Genomic DNA, 15,960 nt, shown 5'->3' on the forward strand with positions numbered 1-15,960 from the left:
CTCAGACGCCGGATAGATGAAAGCAAGCCAAACACGCATCAAAAACAGTATTGCAGAAAAGGGGGTAACCATAGATGTGGGAGCGGGCTTGCTCGCGAAGGCGTCATCACATTCAACATCGATGTTGAATGACATACTGCTTTCGCGAGCAAGCCCGCTCCCACATTTAGGGCTCAGTGCACCGCCGCAATGCACCGTGAACCGCAATCGCGCACGGCAACAGATCCGAAATCCCGCCTGCGTTCGCAATCGAACCCCTATCGAAAAAACACAAAAGCCCCGAATTACGGGGCTTTCAGCGCTGCTCAGCGGCTTTCTGTTTCAACTTGTTAAAACCTGGCACGCCCCCTGCAATAGTCCATTCAGTGATTCAGTTCACTACCCGGTTTCGGGGACCTTGGTACAGGCAGGCCGGGGATTCCCCTCTTTACATCGGGCTCACACCGCACAAGCGACGAGCCCAAGCAGTTTTGGGGCCCTTGATACAGGCAGGTCAGGGGTTCCTTCTTTACACCGGGCTCACGACGCAATGCGCGAGCCCTGCCGTTTTGGGAACCTTGGTACAGGCAGGCCGGGGATTCCCTCTTTTATTGCTCTCGGAGATGGATCTCCAGCCGCCAGCGGTCATCGACCTCACTACCGGTCCACTCACCCTGCAGTGGCCGGGCCGCCACCACCGTCAGCAACAACCCTCCATCACTCAAACGCACCCGCCAGTTCACGCTCTTGTCGTTGATTTTGAGCTGACCTTTCTGCGCCTTGCCTTCAGCCTCGAACAGCAGCGCGAGGCTACCGTCGACGAACTCGCCGTGAGCCTTGGGTTCGTTGTTGAACCACACCACCAACCCGTCGTTCGTCACCTCGACCTGCTGCAATTCACTGGGGTCGGGCGTGGTCAGGCGACCGATCATCAGCCCCACCATCACCCCGACAATCGCCAGTGAAGCCATCACTCGCGGGAATAGCTTCGAACGCGGGTCTGCTTCAGGCGTAGAATGCCGCTCATCTTTACCTTCGGAGCCGTGCATGTTTCACGTCATCCTTTTCCAACCAGAAATTCCGCCGAATACCGGCAACGTTATCAGGCTGTGCGCCAACAGTGGCTGCCACCTGCATTTGATCGAACCGCTGGGCTTCGAGATGGACGACAAGCGTCTGCGCCGGGCCGGCCTCGATTACCACGAGTATGCCACCCTGCAACGCCACGCAGACCTCGCCAGCTGTCTGGAAAGCCTCGGTCATCCTCGGCTGTTCGCCTTCACCACCAAGGGCTCGCGGCCGTTCCACGATGCCAGCTTCGCCGAGGGCGATGCGTTCCTGTTCGGCCCGGAAAGCCGTGGTTTGCCGGCCGAAGTACTCGATGCCCTGCCCGGCGAACAGCGCCTGCGCCTGCCGATGCGTGAAGGCTGCCGCAGCCTGAACCTGTCGAACACCGTGGCGGTTGCCGTGTACGAAGGCTGGCGCCAGCTGGGCTTCAAGTAACCCCGCATAACAAATGTGGGAGCGAGCCTGCTCGCGAAGGGGTCATAACATTCAACATCATCGTTGTCTGTTACACCGCTTTCGCGAGCAAGCCCGCTCCCACATTGGACTTGCTTTGACGCACAGACCGCTTATTGAACGGTTGGAGTCTCGCCAGCCGCCTGCATGCGTTGCAGCTCTTGTGCGTACAGCGCGTCGAAGTTCACCGGGGCCAGCATCAGCGCCGGGAACGAACCACGGGTGACCAGGCTGTCCAGGGTTTCGCGAGCGTACGGGAACAGGATGTTCGGGCAGAACGCGCCGAGGGTGTGGCTCATCGAAGCGTCGTCGAGGTTCTTGATCAGGAAGATCCCGGCCTGTTGCACTTCAGCAATGAACGCCACTTCGTCGCCGTTCTTCACGGTGACGGACAGGGTCAGTACGACTTCGTGGAAGTCGCCTTCCAGGGCCTTTTGACGGGTGTTCAGATCCAGACCGACGCTCGGTTCCCACTGCTGGCGGAAAATGGCCGGGCTTTTCGGGGCTTCGAAGGACAAGTCACGTACATAGATGCGCTGCAAGGAGAATTGCGGTGCGGTTTCTTCTTCGCTAGCTGCAGTGTTCTGTTGGTCAGTCATCTCAGATCCTTTCTGATCTTGGGGTCTTATAGGGAAGGCATTCAGGCCTTGAGCATCGCGTCGAGCTTGCCGGCGCGCTCAAGGGCGAACAAATCATCACAACCACCCACGTGGGTGCTGCCGATCCAGATCTGCGGCACGGACGTACGTCCGGCCTTCTGAGCCATGGCGGCACGCACCTGCGGCTTGCCATCGACCTTGATCTCTTCGAAGGCCACGCCTTTGTTCTCGAGCAGGTACTTGGCTCGCGAACAGTAAGGGCAGTAATCGCTGGAATAGACGACGACGTTGCTCATATCACTTCACCAGCGGCAGGTTGTCGCCTTTCCAGCTGGAAATACCGCCGGAGAGCTTGGCGGCGGTGAAGCCGGACTTCATCAGTTCGCGGGCATGAGTGCCAGCAGTCTGGCCCATGGCGTCGACCAGGATGATGGTCTTGGCCTTGTGCTTTTCCAGTTCGCCGACGCGAGCGGTCAGTTTGTCGTGAGGAATGTTCACCGCGCCAACGATGTGACCGGCGGCGAAATCCTTGGTCGAACGAATGTCGATCACAACGCCCGCGTCCTTGTTGACCAGCCCGGTCAGTTCACCGGTGCTCAGGCTGCGGCCGCCGCCTTGCATCTGATAGGCCAACAGCAAGGCCGCCAGTACGACGAAGATACCCACGAGAATGTAGTGGTTGGTGGCGAATTGAATCAGATGTTCAACCATCGAAGGAGGTTCCAGGGCGTTAAAATGTCGGCCAGTATACACAGCCACTATGGTGGGCCAAACCCCGTCCGGCGGTGACGCCGTCGGAACTTAGCTTTAAACTGCCACTCCCTTTTCCATCGCCCTCTTTTAACTCAGCCACGAGTGGAATCCATGACTACCACGCCTAAACCTTTGGTCCTGATTATTCTCGACGGCTTCGGTCACAGTGAGAGCCCTGAATCCAACGCCGTCTTTGCGGCGAAGAAGCCCGTGCTGGACCGTCTGTGGGCCACCGTGCCGAACAGCCTGATCTCGGGCAGCGGCATGGACGTCGGCCTGCCGGATGGCCAGATGGGTAACTCCGAAGTCGGCCACATGAACCTCGGCGCCGGCCGCGTGGTGTATCAGGACTTCACCCGCGTGACCAAATCGATCCGCGACGGCGAGTTCTTCGAGAACCCGACCATCTGCGCCGCTGTCGATAAAGCCGTCGCTGCCGGCAAAGCCGTGCACTTCATGGGCCTGCTGTCCGATGGCGGCGTTCACAGCCATCAGGATCACCTGGTTGCCATGGCTGAACTGGCTTTCAAGCGCGGCGCTGAAAAAATCTATCTGCACGCCTTCCTTGATGGTCGCGACACGCCGCCGAAAAGCGCTCAATCGTCCATCGAACTGCTGGATGCGGCCTTCCAGGCCCTCGGCAAAGGCCGGATCGCCAGCATTGTCGGCCGTTACTTCGCCATGGACCGCGACAACCGTTGGGACCGCGTGTCCCAGGCTTACAACCTGATTGTCGATGGCAACGGCGAATTCAACGCCGCCACTGCACAGGAAGGCCTGCAAGCCGCGTATGAACGCGGCGAGAGCGACGAATTCGTCAAAGCCACCTCCATCGGCGAGCCGGTAAAAGTCGAAGACGGCGACGCCGTGGTGTTCATGAACTTCCGCGCCGACCGCGCCCGAGAACTGACCCGCGTATTCGTCGAAGACGATTTCAAGGAATTCGAACGTGCCCGTCAGCCGAAGCTGGCCGGCTTCGTCATGCTGACCCAGTACGCCGCCAGCATTCCCGCGCCATCGGCCTTCGCCGCGGGCAGCCTGGACAACGTGCTGGGCGACTACCTGGCGAAAAACGGCAAGACCCAGCTGCGCATCGCCGAAACCGAGAAGTATGCCCACGTGACCTTCTTCTTCTCCGGAGGCCGTGAAGAACCGTTCCCGGGCGAAGAACGCATCCTGATCCCGTCGCCAAAAGTCGCCACTTATGACTTGCAGCCCGAGATGAGCGCCCCGGAAGTCACCGACCGCATCGTCGATGCCATCGAAAACCAGCGTTACGACGTGATCGTGGTCAACTACGCCAACGGCGACATGGTCGGCCACAGCGGTGTGTTTGATGCAGCGGTGAAAGCCGTAGAATGCTTGGACCTGTGCGTCGGCCGCATCGTCGATGCGCTGGAAAAAGTCGGCGGCGAAGCGCTGATCACTGCCGATCACGGCAATGTCGAGCAGATGTCCGACGAGACCACTGGCCAGGCGCATACCGCGCACACCACCGAACCGGTGCCGTTCATCTATGTCGGCAAGCGCGACTTCAAGGTTCGCGACGGCGGCGTGCTGGCGGATGTGGCACCGACCATGCTGATGTTGATGGGCCTGGAAAAACCGGCGGAAATGACCGGAATGTCGATTCTGGTGTAATCGGTCTCTCAGACACCACTAAACCCTGTGGGAGCGGGCTTGCTCGCGAATGCGGTGCGTCAGTCAACGTTGGTGTCGACTGACGCACCGCATTCGCGAGCAAGCCCGCTCCCACATTGGTTTTGCGGTGTTTTCACCCCCGAACCTACTCCAGTTATCACACAGCCCCAATTGGGCGTTTTTTTTGCAGCGCTTGGCGGGCATACTAGGCTGTCCCTTTCCCTGGTGTCGCCCGCCTCTATGCTTCGCGTCCTGATAGCCCTTGCTCTGACTTGCCTGCTCCAACCGGCCTTTGCTGACGAGCGCGCGCAAACCCAACAACAGTTGGACGCCACGCGTCAGGACATTGCCGAGCTGAAAAAGCTGCTGGGCAAGCTCCAGGAAGAAAAGTCGGGTGTGCAAAAAGACCTCAAAGGCACCGAAACCGAGATGGGCAAGCTCGAGAAGCAGGTCGATGCCCTGCAAAAAGAGCTGAAGAAAAGCGAATCCGAGCTGCAGCGACTCGATGCCGAGAAAAAAAAACTCCAGAGCGCGCGCATTGAACAGCAGCGACTGATCGCCATTCAGGCCCGCGCGGCCTATCAAAACGGCCGCCAGGAGTACTTGAAGCTGCTGCTCAACCAGCAGAACCCGGAAAAATTCGCCCGCACCCTCACCTATTACGACTACCTGAGCCAGGCCCGCCTGGAGCAGCTGAAGAATTTCAACGAAACCCTGCGCCAACTGGCCAATGTCGAAAAAGACATCGCCATGCAACAGGCGCAATTGCTGGTGCAGAAAAGCAGCCTCGACAGCCAGCGTGACGAACTCGACAAAGTCCGCAAGGAGCGCCAGCAAGTCCTGGCCAAGCTTAGCGACGACGTGAAGGCTCGCGATCAGAAGCTGGCAGCCCGCGAGCAAGATCAGGCAGACCTGTCTAAAGTCCTTAAAACCATTGAAGAAACCTTGGCCCGTCAGGCCCGTGAGGCAGAAGAAGCGCGGCAAAAAGCGCTGATCGCCCAGCAGGAAGCCGAAAAAAAGCGTTTACGTGAGGCTCAGGCTGCAGCAGATGCAGACGCCACTGATGCCCCACGCAAACCCGTTAAATCGACACCCGGCGCATTGGTTTCAAGTTCAGGCGAGACCTTTGGCGGCCCCTTTGCTTCAAGCCGGGGAAAACTTCCGTGGCCCGTTGATGGTCGACTGCTGGCACGCTTTGGCGAAACCCGTGGCGACGACGCCCGCACCAAGTGGGACGGCGTGATGATCAGCGCCTCCGCCGGCAGCCAGGTGCACGCCGTGCATGGCGGTCGCGTGGTGTTCGCCGACTGGTTGCGAGGCGCCGGGCTGCTGGTGATTCTCGACCACGGCAACGGTTTTTTGAGTCTTTATGGTCACAACCAGACGCTGCTCAAGTCTGCAGGTGACGTGGTAAAAGCCGGTGAGTCCATCTCCACTGTGGGTAGTAGTGGCGGGCAGGACACACCAGCGCTGTATTTCGCTATTCGTCAGCAGGGTCACCCGAGTGATCCGGCGCAATGGTGTCGTGCGCAAGGATAAGTACGCCATCTACTTCAGGAGTTCGTTCGACATGCTGCATTTGTCCCGCCTTACCTCGCTGGCCCTGACGATCGCCCTGGTGATTGGCGCGCCTCTGGCGTTCGCCGCTCAACCGGCCCCGGCAGTCGCGCCTGCGGGCACTGCTGCGACCACCAAGGCGCCGTTGCCTCTGGAAGAGTTGCGCACCTTTGCCGAGGTCATGGATCGGATCAAGGCCGCCTATGTCGAACCGGTGGACGACAAGACCCTGCTGGAAAACGCGATCAAGGGCATGCTCAGCAACCTCGACCCGCACTCTGCCTACCTGGGCCCGGAAGACTTCGCTGAGTTGCAGGAAAGCACCAGCGGCGAATTCGGCGGCCTGGGCATCGAAGTGGGCGCTGAAGACGGTTTCATCAAGGTGGTTTCGCCGATCGATGACACCCCGGCTTCCAAGGCTGGCATTCAGGCCGGCGACTTCATCGTCAAGATCAACGGCCAGCCGACCCGCGGCCAGAGCATGACCGAAGCCGTGGACAAGATGCGCGGCAAGATCGGCCAGAAAATCACCCTGACCCTGGTGCGCGACGGCGGTACACCGTTCGACGTGACCCTGGCCCGCGCCATCATTCAAGTGAAGAGCGTGAAGAGCCAGCTGCTGGAGTCCGGCTACGGCTACATCCGCATCACCCAGTTCCAGGTCAAGACCGGCGACGAAGTCTCCAAGGCCCTGGCCAAGCTGCGCAAGGACAACGGCAAGAAACTCAAAGGCATCATCCTCGACCTGCGTAACAACCCGGGCGGCGTGCTGCAAGCGGCGGTGGAAGTGGTTGACCACTTCATTACCAAGGGCCTGATCGTTTACACCAAGGGCCGTATTGCCAACTCCGAGCTCCGCTTCTCCGCCACCGGCAAGGACGAAAGCGAAGCCGTGCCAATGGTCGCGCTGATCAACGGCGGCAGCGCCTCGGCGTCGGAAATTGTCGCCGGCGCCTTGCAGGATCAGAAACGCGCGGTGGTCATGGGCACCACCAGTTTCGGTAAAGGCTCGGTACAAACCGTCCTGCCGCTGAACAACGAACGCGCACTGAAGATCACCACGGCGCTGTATTACACGCCGAACGGTCGCTCGATCCAGGCTCAGGGCATCGTCCCGGACATCGAAGTGCGCAAGGCCAAGATCACCAACGAGCAGGACGGCGAGTACTTCAAGGAAGCCGACCTGCAAGGTCACCTTGGCAACGGCAACGGCGGCGCCGACAAACCGACCAGCTCCAGTGGCAAAGCCAAGGCCATGCCGCAGGATGATGACTATCAATTGGCCCAGGCCCTGAGCCTGCTCAAAGGGTTGAGCATCACCTCCGGCCGCTGAGATGCGCCTGCGGTTATTCCTCGGTCTGCTATGTTGTCTGGCGGGTGTTGCTCACGCAACGCCCGCCCCTCAAAAGGCCTACATCACTCTGATCATCGATGACCTGGGGCAGAACCTGCCCCGGGATCGTCGCGTGCTGGCCCTGCCCGGCCCGGTCACCACGGCGATCATGCCCGATACGCCCCACGCCACCGAATTCGCCCGCGAAGCCCATCGCGCCGGAAAGATCGTCATCCTGCACATGCCTATGGACCCGGCCACCGGGCCGTTTGCCTGGCATCCCGAGATTCCCATCGAAGAACTGGAAAAGCGTCTTGATGCGGCGTTCAAAGCCGTGCCTTACACCAGCGGCATCAACAACCACATGGGCAGCCGCATGACCGCCCAGCAACCGGCGATGGCCTGGCTGATGGCCGAGCTGCAGGGCCGGCACAAGTTCTTTGTCGACAGCCGTACCAGTGCTCAGACAGTCGCCGCCGCCGAGGCGCAGAAGATTGGTCTGGCCAGCGTCTCGCGAGATGTATTTCTCGATAATGAGCCCACTGAAGCCGCGATTTTTACTCAGCTACAGACGGCTATCAGCCTGGCGCGCAAGCAGGGTTCTGCAGTGATGATCGGGCATCCGTATCCGCAGACATTAGCGGTGCTTGAACGTGAATTGCCCAAGCTCAAGACTCAGGGCATTGACTGGATCGACATCAAACAGATGATCAGCGTGCGCGGCAATCGTGCAACGGCAGCGCACGGCAAGGATGGCCAGTACCGCCTCCCGACCTCCCGATAATTCCTCGCAGCCCACTCCATTTCGCGATAACTATTTATACCTGCCGGTACACCGCCGCGTGCCACGATAGCGCTCACCCTGAATTTCATCACCAAGGAATGGACATGAAATACCGTAGCTACTTTTGCTTCGCGGGCCTGATTGGCCTGCTGGCTATTTCCGCAGTGCAGGCCCGCGATCTGGGCGAAGGCGCCGTCAACGACTCACCGTCAAGGGCACTGCAAAACAGCGAACATCTTTATGAAATCTGGAGCGGCGTGGGACGACTCAATCTCCAATCGGGCTTGACCTGCGGCGCCGTTCTACTGGATACGCGAAACAGCCAAGGCCGAGCCACCGGCCCTGCCTACCTGCTCACCAGCGGTCATTGCGTGTTGTTTCAGTACGGTTCGGCGCGGACCCATCTGCCTTTGAAAGCCAGCGTCACCTTCCACTACTTTCATGACACGCCACAGCGTAAACGCCAATACGCCATCCGAACTGCCCGATGGAGCAGTCTGGTCGGGACCGATCTTGCAGTACTGGAGGTCGACGCAACATTGGCGTCGCTGATACACGCCGGGGTCAACCCGCTCAAGCTGGCGTCCCATCAAACCAACGAGAGTCATGATGCGCTTAACATTGGCGCGCCGAGCGGCTTTACCGAACAAGGGCTTCGATTGAGTGCCTGCACTGAACAAACCGCCGGAACGTTCATCGACCACCCTGGGGTGTTCCCTTTGGCCATGAAAAACAGCTGCGACCTTCGCCCTGGCAGCTCCGGTAGCCCGATGCTGAACCGCCGCACCAATGAAATCACCGGCATCGTCAGTAAAGTCGTGAGCTCGCGCAATACACCAGCGCCGCCTGGCTGTGAGCACTCGACGTCCTGCACGGCTGGCCGTTTCAACTACAGCTACTCTGCCAACTTTCTACACAACTGCTTTATTGACGGTGTCTTCACCAGCGATGGGGCGAACTGTTCGTTGGAGCCGGTCGAACTGACTGTCACGGAGCCCTGGAAGCTCAAGTCATACGTTCATAGAACGCAAAACGTGGATGAGCAGATCGTATTGCCTACGTGGGACTTCAGGTTCTCCCTCGAGGCGCCCTTCTATCGCTACAAAACGGTCCATAACGCCAGGGACTGCAAAGCTTCCGACAATTACAGCGCCGCCATCAGCGCTGAAGATGCTTACATCAATACTGAAATCGGGCCACAAAGCGGCGCACATGCACTGTGCATTATCGGCGTCGCCTCAGGGGAACTGCAGCTGACAAGGGCGATGTTGAATAACGTGTTTACAAGTGCCGTGTACTTGAGCGCGACGCCGGCCGCTCCGCCTCAGGTTGCATCGAAGTGATGGTTACAGATACTTCGCCATGATGTCGTCCACCACGCCTTCCTTGCGTAGCTGATCCAGCGCGGCTTGCAGCTTGGCGACGACGTCATCCGGCACGTCCTTGTTCAATGCCAGATACAACTCGGCGCTGTTAAATCGCAGCACGGTCTTGAGCCCGGTCACACCGTCCTGGCGCGCCAGATAGCGCCCGGCCGGATCACCCGTGGCCCACAGATCAATCTGGCCATTGACCAGCTTCTTCGCGTTGTCCTGATCCCGCAGCACGACTATCGGCTTCAATCCTTGCTTGGCCAATGTCTCGGCAATCGCATCGCCCTTGTAGGCGCCGATCTTGTATTTGCGCGCCTGCTCCAGCGACTCAAGGCTGATCTTGCTATCGGCCTTGGCCAGCATGATCCAGTCATCCGGCCCGATCGGGCCAACCCACTTGAACAGGTTCTCGCGGTCCGGCAACCGTGCCATCACAAATACGCCATAACCGGGTTTCTCCAGGGCGAGCTTGTAGATTCGCTCCCAAGGGAAACGCAGCGTCAGGCTGTAGGTGACTTCGGCGCGTTTAAACATCTCGCGGACGATATCCACCGCGATGCCATTGATGTTCTCGTCCTGAGCGAAGTTCTTGCCGTTCTTCGCCATGTTGTAGGGGGGGAAATTTTCAGTCAGCAACACCAGGCCGGTGTCGGGATTTGCTGCGGCATGTGCCCCATTGACGAGCAATAGAGAAGCACTGGCGAGGGCAAGAAGAAGGCGTCTAAGCATGTCTGGCTACCGAAATCCATGGCGTACCCAAGAGTGCCCTGAGCCCGCCATGATGTCCACTGGCCTGTATCGGTTTGTTTAGCGCATCACGATGCCGCGATGAGCCATGTAGGCCTTGGCTTCCTGCACGGTGTATTCGCCGAAGTGGAAAATACTCGCTGCCAACACTGCGCTGGCGTGGCCTTCGAGGATGCCGTCGGCCAAGTGCTGCAGATTGCCGACGCCGCCGGAGGCGATCACCGGGATACCCAGCGCATCGCTGATGGCGCGGGTAACGCCCAGGTCGAAGCCGTTTTTCATGCCGTCCTGGTCCATGCTGGTCAGCAGGATTTCACCGGCGCCCAGGCCTTCCATTTTCTTCGCCCATTCAACGGCGTCGAGACCGGTTGGCTTGCGACCACCGTGGGTGAAGATTTCCCAGCGCGGGGTTTCGCCCGGGCCGGAGACCTTCTTCGCGTCGATGGCAACGACGATGCACTGCGAACCGAAATGCTGAGCCGCTTCACCAACGAATTCCGGGTTGAACACCGCAGCCGTGTTGATCGAAACCTTGTCCGCGCCGGCATTCAGCAAGTTGCGAATGTCCTGCACGGTTCGCACACCGCCGCCCACAGTCAGCGGGATGAACACCTGGCTGGCCATGCGCTCGACGGTATGCAGCGTGGTGTCGCGGCCATCGACGCTGGCGGTGATGTCGAGAAAAGTAATCTCGTCGGCACCCTGCTCGTCGTAACGACGGGCGATTTCCACCGGGTCGCCGGCATCACGGATGTTCTCGAACTTCACACCTTTAACGACCCGGCCGTTATCCACGTCCAGGCAAGGGATGATGCGTTTGGCCAGCGCCATGGTCAGTCCTCAGCCTTTGTACGAATCGCAGAAAGCTTGCGCTTCAGCGACATCGAGAGTGCCTTCGTAGATCGCCCGGCCGGTGATCGCGCCGATGATGCCTGGCGCTTTCGCGTCGAGCAGCGACTTGATGTCACCGAGGTTGTGGATGCCACCGGAAGCGATGACCGGGATCTTCGTCGCGGCGGCCAGCGCAGCGGTGAACGGAACGTTGCAGCCCTGCATCATGCCGTCTTTGGCGATGTCGGTATAAACGATCGCAGACACGCCGTCGGCTTCGAACTGCTTGGCCAGGTCGATCACCTGAATGGTGCTGATTTCAGCCCAGCCGTCAGTGGCGACAAAACCGTCTTTGGCATCCAGACCCACGATCACTTTGCCCGGGAACGCGCGGCAGGCTTCGGCGACGAAGGCCGGATCTTTCACGGCTTTGGTGCCGATGATCACGTAGCTCACGCCCGCTTTCACGTAGTGCTCGATGGTTTCCAGGGAACGGATACCGCCGCCGATCTGGATCGGCAGGTTCGGGTAGCGCTTGGCGATGGCGGTGACCACTTCGCCGTTGACCGGCTGGCCTTCGAAGGCACCGTTCAGGTCGACCAGATGCAGACGACGGCAACCGCCCTCCACCCACTTGGCAGCCATGCTCACCGGGTCATCGGAGAACACCGTGGAATCTTCCATGCGGCCCTGGCGCAGACGAACACAGGCACCGTCTTTAAGATCGATAGCGGGAATAATCAGCATCTGGCAAACCTTCAAATTCGATTGTTCAGCTTCGCTCGAAAATCAGTTTTTCTCGAGCGCCCACAAGTCGCTTTCGATGCTTTCGAACCTCTCTTTGAGGTGCGTCTGCACATCGAAAATCGCCCTGTTGTAATAGTGCGGCGCAATTTCACGGGTAAACAGCTCAAGGATTTCAGCCGCTTCGAACGAACCCAGGTCCAGCTCGAAGCGATCCTCCATGAAGCGTTTGATCTTCTGGTTGGCCTCGTTCTCCTGTTCAGGAGTGAGAGTCAGGATCGGTGGCTTCTTCTTGACGGCCATTTACCAGCGACCATCCCACGCGGCGAAGTTCTGCAGCAATTGCAGGCCATGGGTATGGCTCTTCTCCGGGTGGAACTGCACGGCGAAACGCGAGCCATCGGCCAGCGCCGCAGCGAAATCGACACCGTAGTGACCGCCACCCACCACTTGCCGCGGGTTGCCGGCAGCGATGTAGTAGCTGTGCACGAAGTAGAAACGCGCCAGGTCCGGAATGTCGTGCCACAGCGGGTGACTCACCTTCTGCTTCACTTCGTTCCAGCCCATGTGCGGGACTTTCAGGTGTTCGCCATCTTCGTGCAGGTCTTTGCCGAAGAACTTCACCGCGCCCGGAAACAGGCCGATGCAATCAACACCGTCGTTCTCTTCACTGGTGTCGAGCAAGGCTTGCATGCCGACGCAGATGCCGAGGAACGGGCGGTCCTGGCTGACTTCGCGCACCAGCGAATCGAAGCCCAGGCGACGGATCTCCGCCATGCAGTCGCGAATCGCGCCGACGCCGGGGAAAACCACCCGGTCGGCTTCGCGAATCACATCGGCATCGCTGGTGATCAAGACCTTGCCGGCACCGACGTGCTCGAGGGCCTTGGCCACCGAGTGCAGGTTGCCCATGCCGTAATCGATAACCGCGACCGTCTGCATTACAGAACGCCTTTGGTCGATGGCATCTGACCGGCCATGCGGTCATCCAGCTCTACCGCCATGCGCAGGGCGCGGCCGAAAGCCTTGAACACGGTTTCGATCTGGTGGTGAGTGTTGGTGCCGCGCAGGTTGTCGATGTGCAGGCTGACGAGCGCGTGGTTGACGAAGCCCTGGAAGAATTCCTGGAACAGGTCAACGTCGAAGCCGCCAACGGTGGCACGGGTGTAGGGAACGTGCATCTGCAGGCCAGGGCGGCCGGAGAAGTCGATCACCACGCGCGACAGCGCTTCATCGAGCGGCACATAGGCATGGCCGTAACGACGGATGCCTTTCTTGTCGCCGATGGCTTTGGCGAAGGCCTGACCCAAAGTGATACCGACGTCTTCCACCGTGTGGTGGTCGTCGATATGCAGGTCGCCCTTGCTGACAATATCCAGGTCGATCAGCCCGTGACGGGCGATCTGGTCCAGCATGTGCTCAAGAAAAGGAACACCGATATCAAATCGGGCCTTTCCGGTGCCATCCAGGTTGATCGAGGCTTTGATCTGGGTTTCCAGAGTGTCGCGCTCGACTGACGCCTTACGTTCGGCCATCACCAGCTCCGCAAAATCATTGGGCGAAAAAGGCAACCATTATAGGGGCGCGGGCGCCAAACAGAAACACGATACGTGATATCCCTGACGGGCTGAACCCTGCGCTGTCGGGGATAGACATGTCCATACAAGCCATTTGTACACACCACAAAACAAATGTGGGAGCGGCGGTGCGACGATTCGACTTGCTCGCGAAGAGGGAGTGTCAGTCGACATTAGTGCCGCCTGACACACCGCCTTCGCGAGCAAGCCCGCTCCCACAGGGGTTATGCGTTAATGGAACAGTACTGCCGTTTTCTGCAGGGTCACCCAAACACCCCACGCCAACGGAATACCCACCACCAGCCACGCAGCCACTGCCAAAGGCTTGGTACCCGCATTCGCTTTCCACTCCAATACGGTGCTGCTGTCAGCCCCCTTGTCGTGGCCCAGCGCCTGTTCGGCAGCCAGTTCAGCGTCGGTCATGAAGTACTTGTCAGCCACCGGACGCACCAGCAGGTTGCAGATGAAACCCAGCACCAGCAGGCCTGCGAGGATGTACAGGGTGATGTCGTAAGCCGCGGCGCGTTCAACGCCGATGCTCAGCTGATACTCACGCAGGTAGTTCACCAACACCGGACCCAACACGCCTGCCGCCGCCCACGCCGTCAGCAGACGACCGTGGATCGCGCCGACCATTTGCGTACCGAACAGATCCGCCAGGTAAGCCGGCACCGTCGCAAAACCACCGCCGTACATCGACAGGATGATGCAGAAGGCCGCTACGAACAGCGCAACGTTGCCCAGGTGACCGAGGTTCGGAATCAGTGCATACAGGGCAAAACCCAGGGCGAAGAACACGAAATAGGTGTTTTTACGACCAAGGTAATCCGAGAACGAGGCCCAGAAGAACCGGCCACCGATGTTGAACAGACTCAGCAAACCGGTGAAACCGGCAGCAATCGCAGCGATCGAGGCCAGTTGCCCAGCGTCCAGTTGACCGAATGGCAGGTCCACACCGATCAATTTGCCGCCGAATACTTCCTGCAACAGCGGCGAAGCCATGCCGAGGATGCCGATACCCGCCGAAACGTTCAGGCACAGCACCAGCCACACCAGACGGAATTGCGGGGTTTTCCACGCCACGTTCACGTGGACGTGACGGTGGGTGATCATCGCGTTGGAAGCTTTTTTCGCCGGAGCGGTCCAGCCTTCAGGCTTCCAGCCGGTTGGCGGAACGCGGTAGGACAGTGCGCCACCGATCATGAACACGAAGTAGATCGCGGCCATCACCAGGAAGCTCTGCCATACGCCGACGCTGGTTGGCGAAGCGAAGTGGCCCATCAAGGCTGCGGCCAGCGGAGCACCGACCATCGCGCCACCACCGAAACCCATGATCGCCATGCCGGTCGCCATACCGCGCTTGTCCGGGAACCACTTGATCAGGGTCGAGACCGGCGAGATGTAACCCAGGCCCAGGCCGATGCCGCCAATGACCCCGGAGCCGATCCACATCAGCCATATCTGGTGGGTATAGACCCCCAGCGCTGAAATCAGCAGACCGCCACACCAGCACAGCGCCGATACAACGCCAGCCTTGCGTGGCCCGGCGTGTTCCAGCCAGCCGCCCCAAATGGCGGCCGAGCAACCAAGGAAGATGAAGAACAGGGTGTAGATCCAGCCGAGCATCGAGATCGGCCAGTCACATTGGGACGAGAAGACCTGCGAGATGAAGCTCATGTCCGGCGCACAGGCCACTGCCTTGGTCACGCCCAGGGCTTTGGACAGTGGCAACCAGAACACCGAAAAGCCGTAGGCCATGCCGATGCAAAGGTGAATGGCCAGGGCGGCCGGTGGTACCAGCCAACGGTTGAAACCGGGCTTGGCGATGATGCGTTCCTTGGACAGGAACGCAGGCTGGTCGGCTTTGAGGCCGTCCGCCGTGATGCTCGTGGTCATTGTGTATCCCCCAATTATTAGAATGGTTCGTCAGCGCTCCTCACCCCCAGCCTTTATGCGCACGCATGACTGTTTTTGAGGTGAAGCTCCATTTTGGTGCAACATCACGTCGCAGAAGGACGGACGAACCGGCAGAGGTTACCATCTGCACGTGACAGAAAAACCAAAGTGACATCACCTTTTGTATGTCATCAGTTCTCGTACCACTGAAGGAGCCTTCATGCCGATCGTTGTCGAGCCGTTGAACGAAGCCACTTATCAGGATCAGCAAGATCTGCAGAAGATCTACCGCGATGCTCCGGACTGGCTGTTTGCCCCGTTCACCGGAGATTTGCAGCTGATCGAAGCCTGCCTGCTGGACGGCTCGCTGATCGCTGGCCGCTTCAACGATCGGCTTTTGGGCGCGGCACGCCTGCAACGGCACTCGGATGTCTGGCATCTGTCCCAACTATGCGTACGAAAAGTTACCCGTCGTCGTGGCGTGGCCGAGCGCCTGGTGAATGAAGCGCAGAAAATGGCGTCACAATCGGGCGCGACATTGCGCTTGCTGGCGCCTGCCGGACATCTGGAGGCGCAAGCGCTGGCGGCCAAACTGAAAATACCGCTGGATGTGTTGCCGACGTGA

General features: G+C 59.4%; 18 protein-coding genes. 7 read left to right on the top strand and 11 right to left on the bottom strand.

Annotation, left to right across the window (positions count from 1 at the left end; translation table 11 throughout):
• Positions 1 to 587: 587 nt before the first annotated feature.
• Complete coding sequence (locus tag ASC74_RS26635; protein ID WP_056745470.1) at positions 588 to 1,028, bottom strand: hypothetical protein; 441 nt, start codon at positions 1,026 to 1,028, stop codon at positions 588 to 590.
• Here ASC74_RS26635 and ASC74_RS26640 point away from each other — a divergent pair.
• Positions 1,027 to 1,482, top strand: coding sequence for a tRNA (cytidine(34)-2'-O)-methyltransferase (locus tag ASC74_RS26640; protein WP_007949025.1), 456 nt, complete (start codon positions 1,027 to 1,029; stop codon positions 1,480 to 1,482). The two genes, ASC74_RS26635 and ASC74_RS26640, sit on opposite strands and share 2 nt — an antisense overlap.
• 131 nt (positions 1,483 to 1,613) lie before the next feature.
• Here ASC74_RS26640 and secB read toward each other — a convergent pair whose 3' ends face one another.
• The 3 genes from secB to ASC74_RS26655 are packed head-to-tail and all read right to left on the bottom strand — an operon-like array spanning position 1,614 to position 2,810.
• Complete coding sequence (secB, locus tag ASC74_RS26645) at positions 1,614 to 2,099, bottom strand: protein-export chaperone SecB (protein ID WP_007949026.1); 486 nt, start codon at positions 2,097 to 2,099, stop codon at positions 1,614 to 1,616.
• A 41-nt stretch (positions 2,100 to 2,140) separates the two neighbouring features.
• Complete coding sequence (grxC, locus tag ASC74_RS26650; protein WP_008149430.1) at positions 2,141 to 2,395, bottom strand: glutaredoxin 3; 255 nt, start codon at positions 2,393 to 2,395, stop codon at positions 2,141 to 2,143.
• Position 2,396: 1 nt separating this feature from the next.
• The gene (locus ASC74_RS26655) at positions 2,397 to 2,810 is read right to left on the bottom strand and encodes a rhodanese-like domain-containing protein (RefSeq protein WP_033058272.1); all 414 of its coding nucleotides are present in this window, start codon (positions 2,808 to 2,810) and stop codon (positions 2,397 to 2,399) included.
• Positions 2,811 to 2,963: 153 nt separating this feature from the next.
• Between ASC74_RS26655 and gpmI the strand changes: the two genes are divergently transcribed.
• The 5 genes from gpmI to ASC74_RS26680 all read left to right on the top strand — a co-directional run bounded on the left by gpmI (position 2,964) and on the right by ASC74_RS26680 (position 9,510).
• The gene (gene gpmI / locus ASC74_RS26660; RefSeq protein ID WP_056745472.1) at positions 2,964 to 4,493 is read left to right on the top strand and encodes a 2,3-bisphosphoglycerate-independent phosphoglycerate mutase; all 1,530 of its coding nucleotides are present in this window, start codon (positions 2,964 to 2,966) and stop codon (positions 4,491 to 4,493) included.
• Positions 4,494 to 4,733: 240 nt separating this feature from the next.
• The gene (locus ASC74_RS26665; protein ID WP_056745475.1) at positions 4,734 to 6,032 is read left to right on the top strand and encodes a murein hydrolase activator EnvC family protein; all 1,299 of its coding nucleotides are present in this window, start codon (positions 4,734 to 4,736) and stop codon (positions 6,030 to 6,032) included.
• A 31-nt stretch (positions 6,033 to 6,063) separates the two neighbouring features.
• Complete coding sequence (locus tag ASC74_RS26670) at positions 6,064 to 7,383, top strand: S41 family peptidase (RefSeq protein WP_056745477.1); 1,320 nt, start codon at positions 6,064 to 6,066, stop codon at positions 7,381 to 7,383.
• 1 nt (position 7,384) lies between these two features.
• Positions 7,385 to 8,167 carry a divergent polysaccharide deacetylase family protein gene (locus ASC74_RS26675; protein ID WP_056745479.1) on the top strand — a complete coding sequence of 261 codons (783 nt, stop codon included), beginning with the start codon at positions 7,385 to 7,387 and terminating at the stop codon, positions 8,165 to 8,167.
• A gap of 104 nt (positions 8,168 to 8,271) precedes the next feature.
• A complete protein-coding gene (locus tag ASC74_RS26680) occupies positions 8,272 to 9,510 on the top strand; it encodes a trypsin-like serine peptidase (RefSeq protein ID WP_056745481.1) in 1,239 nt (412 codons plus the stop codon).
• A gap of 3 nt (positions 9,511 to 9,513) precedes the next feature.
• Here the strand turns inward: ASC74_RS26680 and ASC74_RS26685 are convergent, their stop codons facing one another.
• From ASC74_RS26685 to ASC74_RS26715, 7 genes are all read right to left on the bottom strand, one after another.
• Entirely contained in the window at positions 9,514 to 10,269 is a 756-nt protein-coding gene (locus ASC74_RS26685) for a substrate-binding periplasmic protein (protein WP_056745483.1), read from the bottom strand.
• Between the two features lie 78 nt (positions 10,270 to 10,347).
• Positions 10,348 to 11,118, bottom strand: coding sequence for an imidazole glycerol phosphate synthase subunit HisF (gene hisF / locus ASC74_RS26690; RefSeq protein ID WP_007897430.1), 771 nt, complete (start codon positions 11,116 to 11,118; stop codon positions 10,348 to 10,350).
• Positions 11,119 to 11,127: 9 nt separating this feature from the next.
• The gene (gene hisA, locus ASC74_RS26695) at positions 11,128 to 11,865 is read right to left on the bottom strand and encodes a 1-(5-phosphoribosyl)-5-[(5-phosphoribosylamino)methylideneamino]imidazole-4-carboxamide isomerase (protein WP_033058290.1); all 738 of its coding nucleotides are present in this window, start codon (positions 11,863 to 11,865) and stop codon (positions 11,128 to 11,130) included.
• A gap of 42 nt (positions 11,866 to 11,907) precedes the next feature.
• Positions 11,908 to 12,165 carry a DUF2164 domain-containing protein gene (locus tag ASC74_RS26700; protein ID WP_050682512.1) on the bottom strand — a complete coding sequence of 86 codons (258 nt, stop codon included), beginning with the start codon at positions 12,163 to 12,165 and terminating at the stop codon, positions 11,908 to 11,910.
• Positions 12,166 to 12,804 (bottom strand): imidazole glycerol phosphate synthase subunit HisH, encoded by a 639-nt coding sequence (gene hisH, locus ASC74_RS26705; RefSeq protein ID WP_056745485.1) that lies wholly within the window; start codon positions 12,802 to 12,804, stop codon positions 12,166 to 12,168. It abuts the gene before it with no gap.
• A complete protein-coding gene (gene hisB / locus ASC74_RS26710; RefSeq protein WP_003218037.1) occupies positions 12,804 to 13,397 on the bottom strand; it encodes an imidazoleglycerol-phosphate dehydratase HisB in 594 nt (197 codons plus the stop codon). Before hisB ends, hisH begins: the two co-directional genes overlap by 1 nt.
• Before the next feature lie 273 nt (positions 13,398 to 13,670).
• Positions 13,671 to 15,335 (bottom strand): OFA family MFS transporter, encoded by a 1,665-nt coding sequence (locus ASC74_RS26715; protein WP_056745487.1) that lies wholly within the window; start codon positions 15,333 to 15,335, stop codon positions 13,671 to 13,673.
• A 220-nt stretch (positions 15,336 to 15,555) separates the two neighbouring features.
• Between ASC74_RS26715 and ASC74_RS26720 the strand changes: the two genes are divergently transcribed.
• On the top strand, positions 15,556 to 15,960 hold the full coding sequence (locus ASC74_RS26720) for an acetyl-CoA sensor PanZ family protein (protein WP_056745489.1): 405 nt from the start codon (positions 15,556 to 15,558) through the stop codon (positions 15,958 to 15,960).

Origin of the sequence: Pseudomonas sp. Root329 (assembly GCF_001424925.1) — a bacterium.
In the GTDB taxonomy this organism is placed as follows: domain Bacteria; phylum Pseudomonadota; class Gammaproteobacteria; order Pseudomonadales; family Pseudomonadaceae; genus Aquipseudomonas; species Aquipseudomonas arabinosi.

Excerpts from the sequence above, each read along its gene's own strand:
- ASC74_RS26640 (WP_007949025.1), top strand. The coding sequence starts at position 1,027 with ATGTTTCACGTCATCCTTTTCCAACCAGAAATTCCGCCGAATACCGGC.
- ASC74_RS26635 (WP_056745470.1), bottom strand. The coding sequence starts at position 1,028 with ATGCACGGCTCCGAAGGTAAAGATGAGCGGCATTCTACGCCTGAAGCA.
- secB (WP_007949026.1), bottom strand. The coding sequence starts at position 2,099 with ATGACTGACCAACAGAACACTGCAGCTAGCGAAGAAGAAACCGCACCG.
- grxC (WP_008149430.1), bottom strand. The coding sequence starts at position 2,395 with ATGAGCAACGTCGTCGTCTATTCCAGCGATTACTGCCCTTACTGTTCG.
- ASC74_RS26655 (WP_033058272.1), bottom strand. The coding sequence starts at position 2,810 with ATGGTTGAACATCTGATTCAATTCGCCACCAACCACTACATTCTCGTG.
- gpmI (WP_056745472.1), top strand. The coding sequence starts at position 2,964 with ATGACTACCACGCCTAAACCTTTGGTCCTGATTATTCTCGACGGCTTC.
- ASC74_RS26665 (WP_056745475.1), top strand. The coding sequence starts at position 4,734 with ATGCTTCGCGTCCTGATAGCCCTTGCTCTGACTTGCCTGCTCCAACCG.
- ASC74_RS26670 (WP_056745477.1), top strand. The coding sequence starts at position 6,064 with ATGCTGCATTTGTCCCGCCTTACCTCGCTGGCCCTGACGATCGCCCTG.
- ASC74_RS26675 (WP_056745479.1), top strand. The coding sequence starts at position 7,385 with ATGCGCCTGCGGTTATTCCTCGGTCTGCTATGTTGTCTGGCGGGTGTT.
- ASC74_RS26680 (WP_056745481.1), top strand. The coding sequence starts at position 8,272 with ATGAAATACCGTAGCTACTTTTGCTTCGCGGGCCTGATTGGCCTGCTG.
- ASC74_RS26685 (WP_056745483.1), bottom strand. The coding sequence starts at position 10,269 with ATGCTTAGACGCCTTCTTCTTGCCCTCGCCAGTGCTTCTCTATTGCTC.
- hisF (WP_007897430.1), bottom strand. The coding sequence starts at position 11,118 with ATGGCGCTGGCCAAACGCATCATCCCTTGCCTGGACGTGGATAACGGC.
- hisA (WP_033058290.1), bottom strand. The coding sequence starts at position 11,865 with ATGCTGATTATTCCCGCTATCGATCTTAAAGACGGTGCCTGTGTTCGT.
- ASC74_RS26700 (WP_050682512.1), bottom strand. The coding sequence starts at position 12,165 with ATGGCCGTCAAGAAGAAGCCACCGATCCTGACTCTCACTCCTGAACAG.
- hisH (WP_056745485.1), bottom strand. The coding sequence starts at position 12,804 with ATGCAGACGGTCGCGGTTATCGATTACGGCATGGGCAACCTGCACTCG.
- hisB (WP_003218037.1), bottom strand. The coding sequence starts at position 13,397 with ATGGCCGAACGTAAGGCGTCAGTCGAGCGCGACACTCTGGAAACCCAG.
- ASC74_RS26715 (WP_056745487.1), bottom strand. The coding sequence starts at position 15,335 with ATGACCACGAGCATCACGGCGGACGGCCTCAAAGCCGACCAGCCTGCG.
- ASC74_RS26720 (WP_056745489.1), top strand. The coding sequence starts at position 15,556 with ATGCCGATCGTTGTCGAGCCGTTGAACGAAGCCACTTATCAGGATCAG.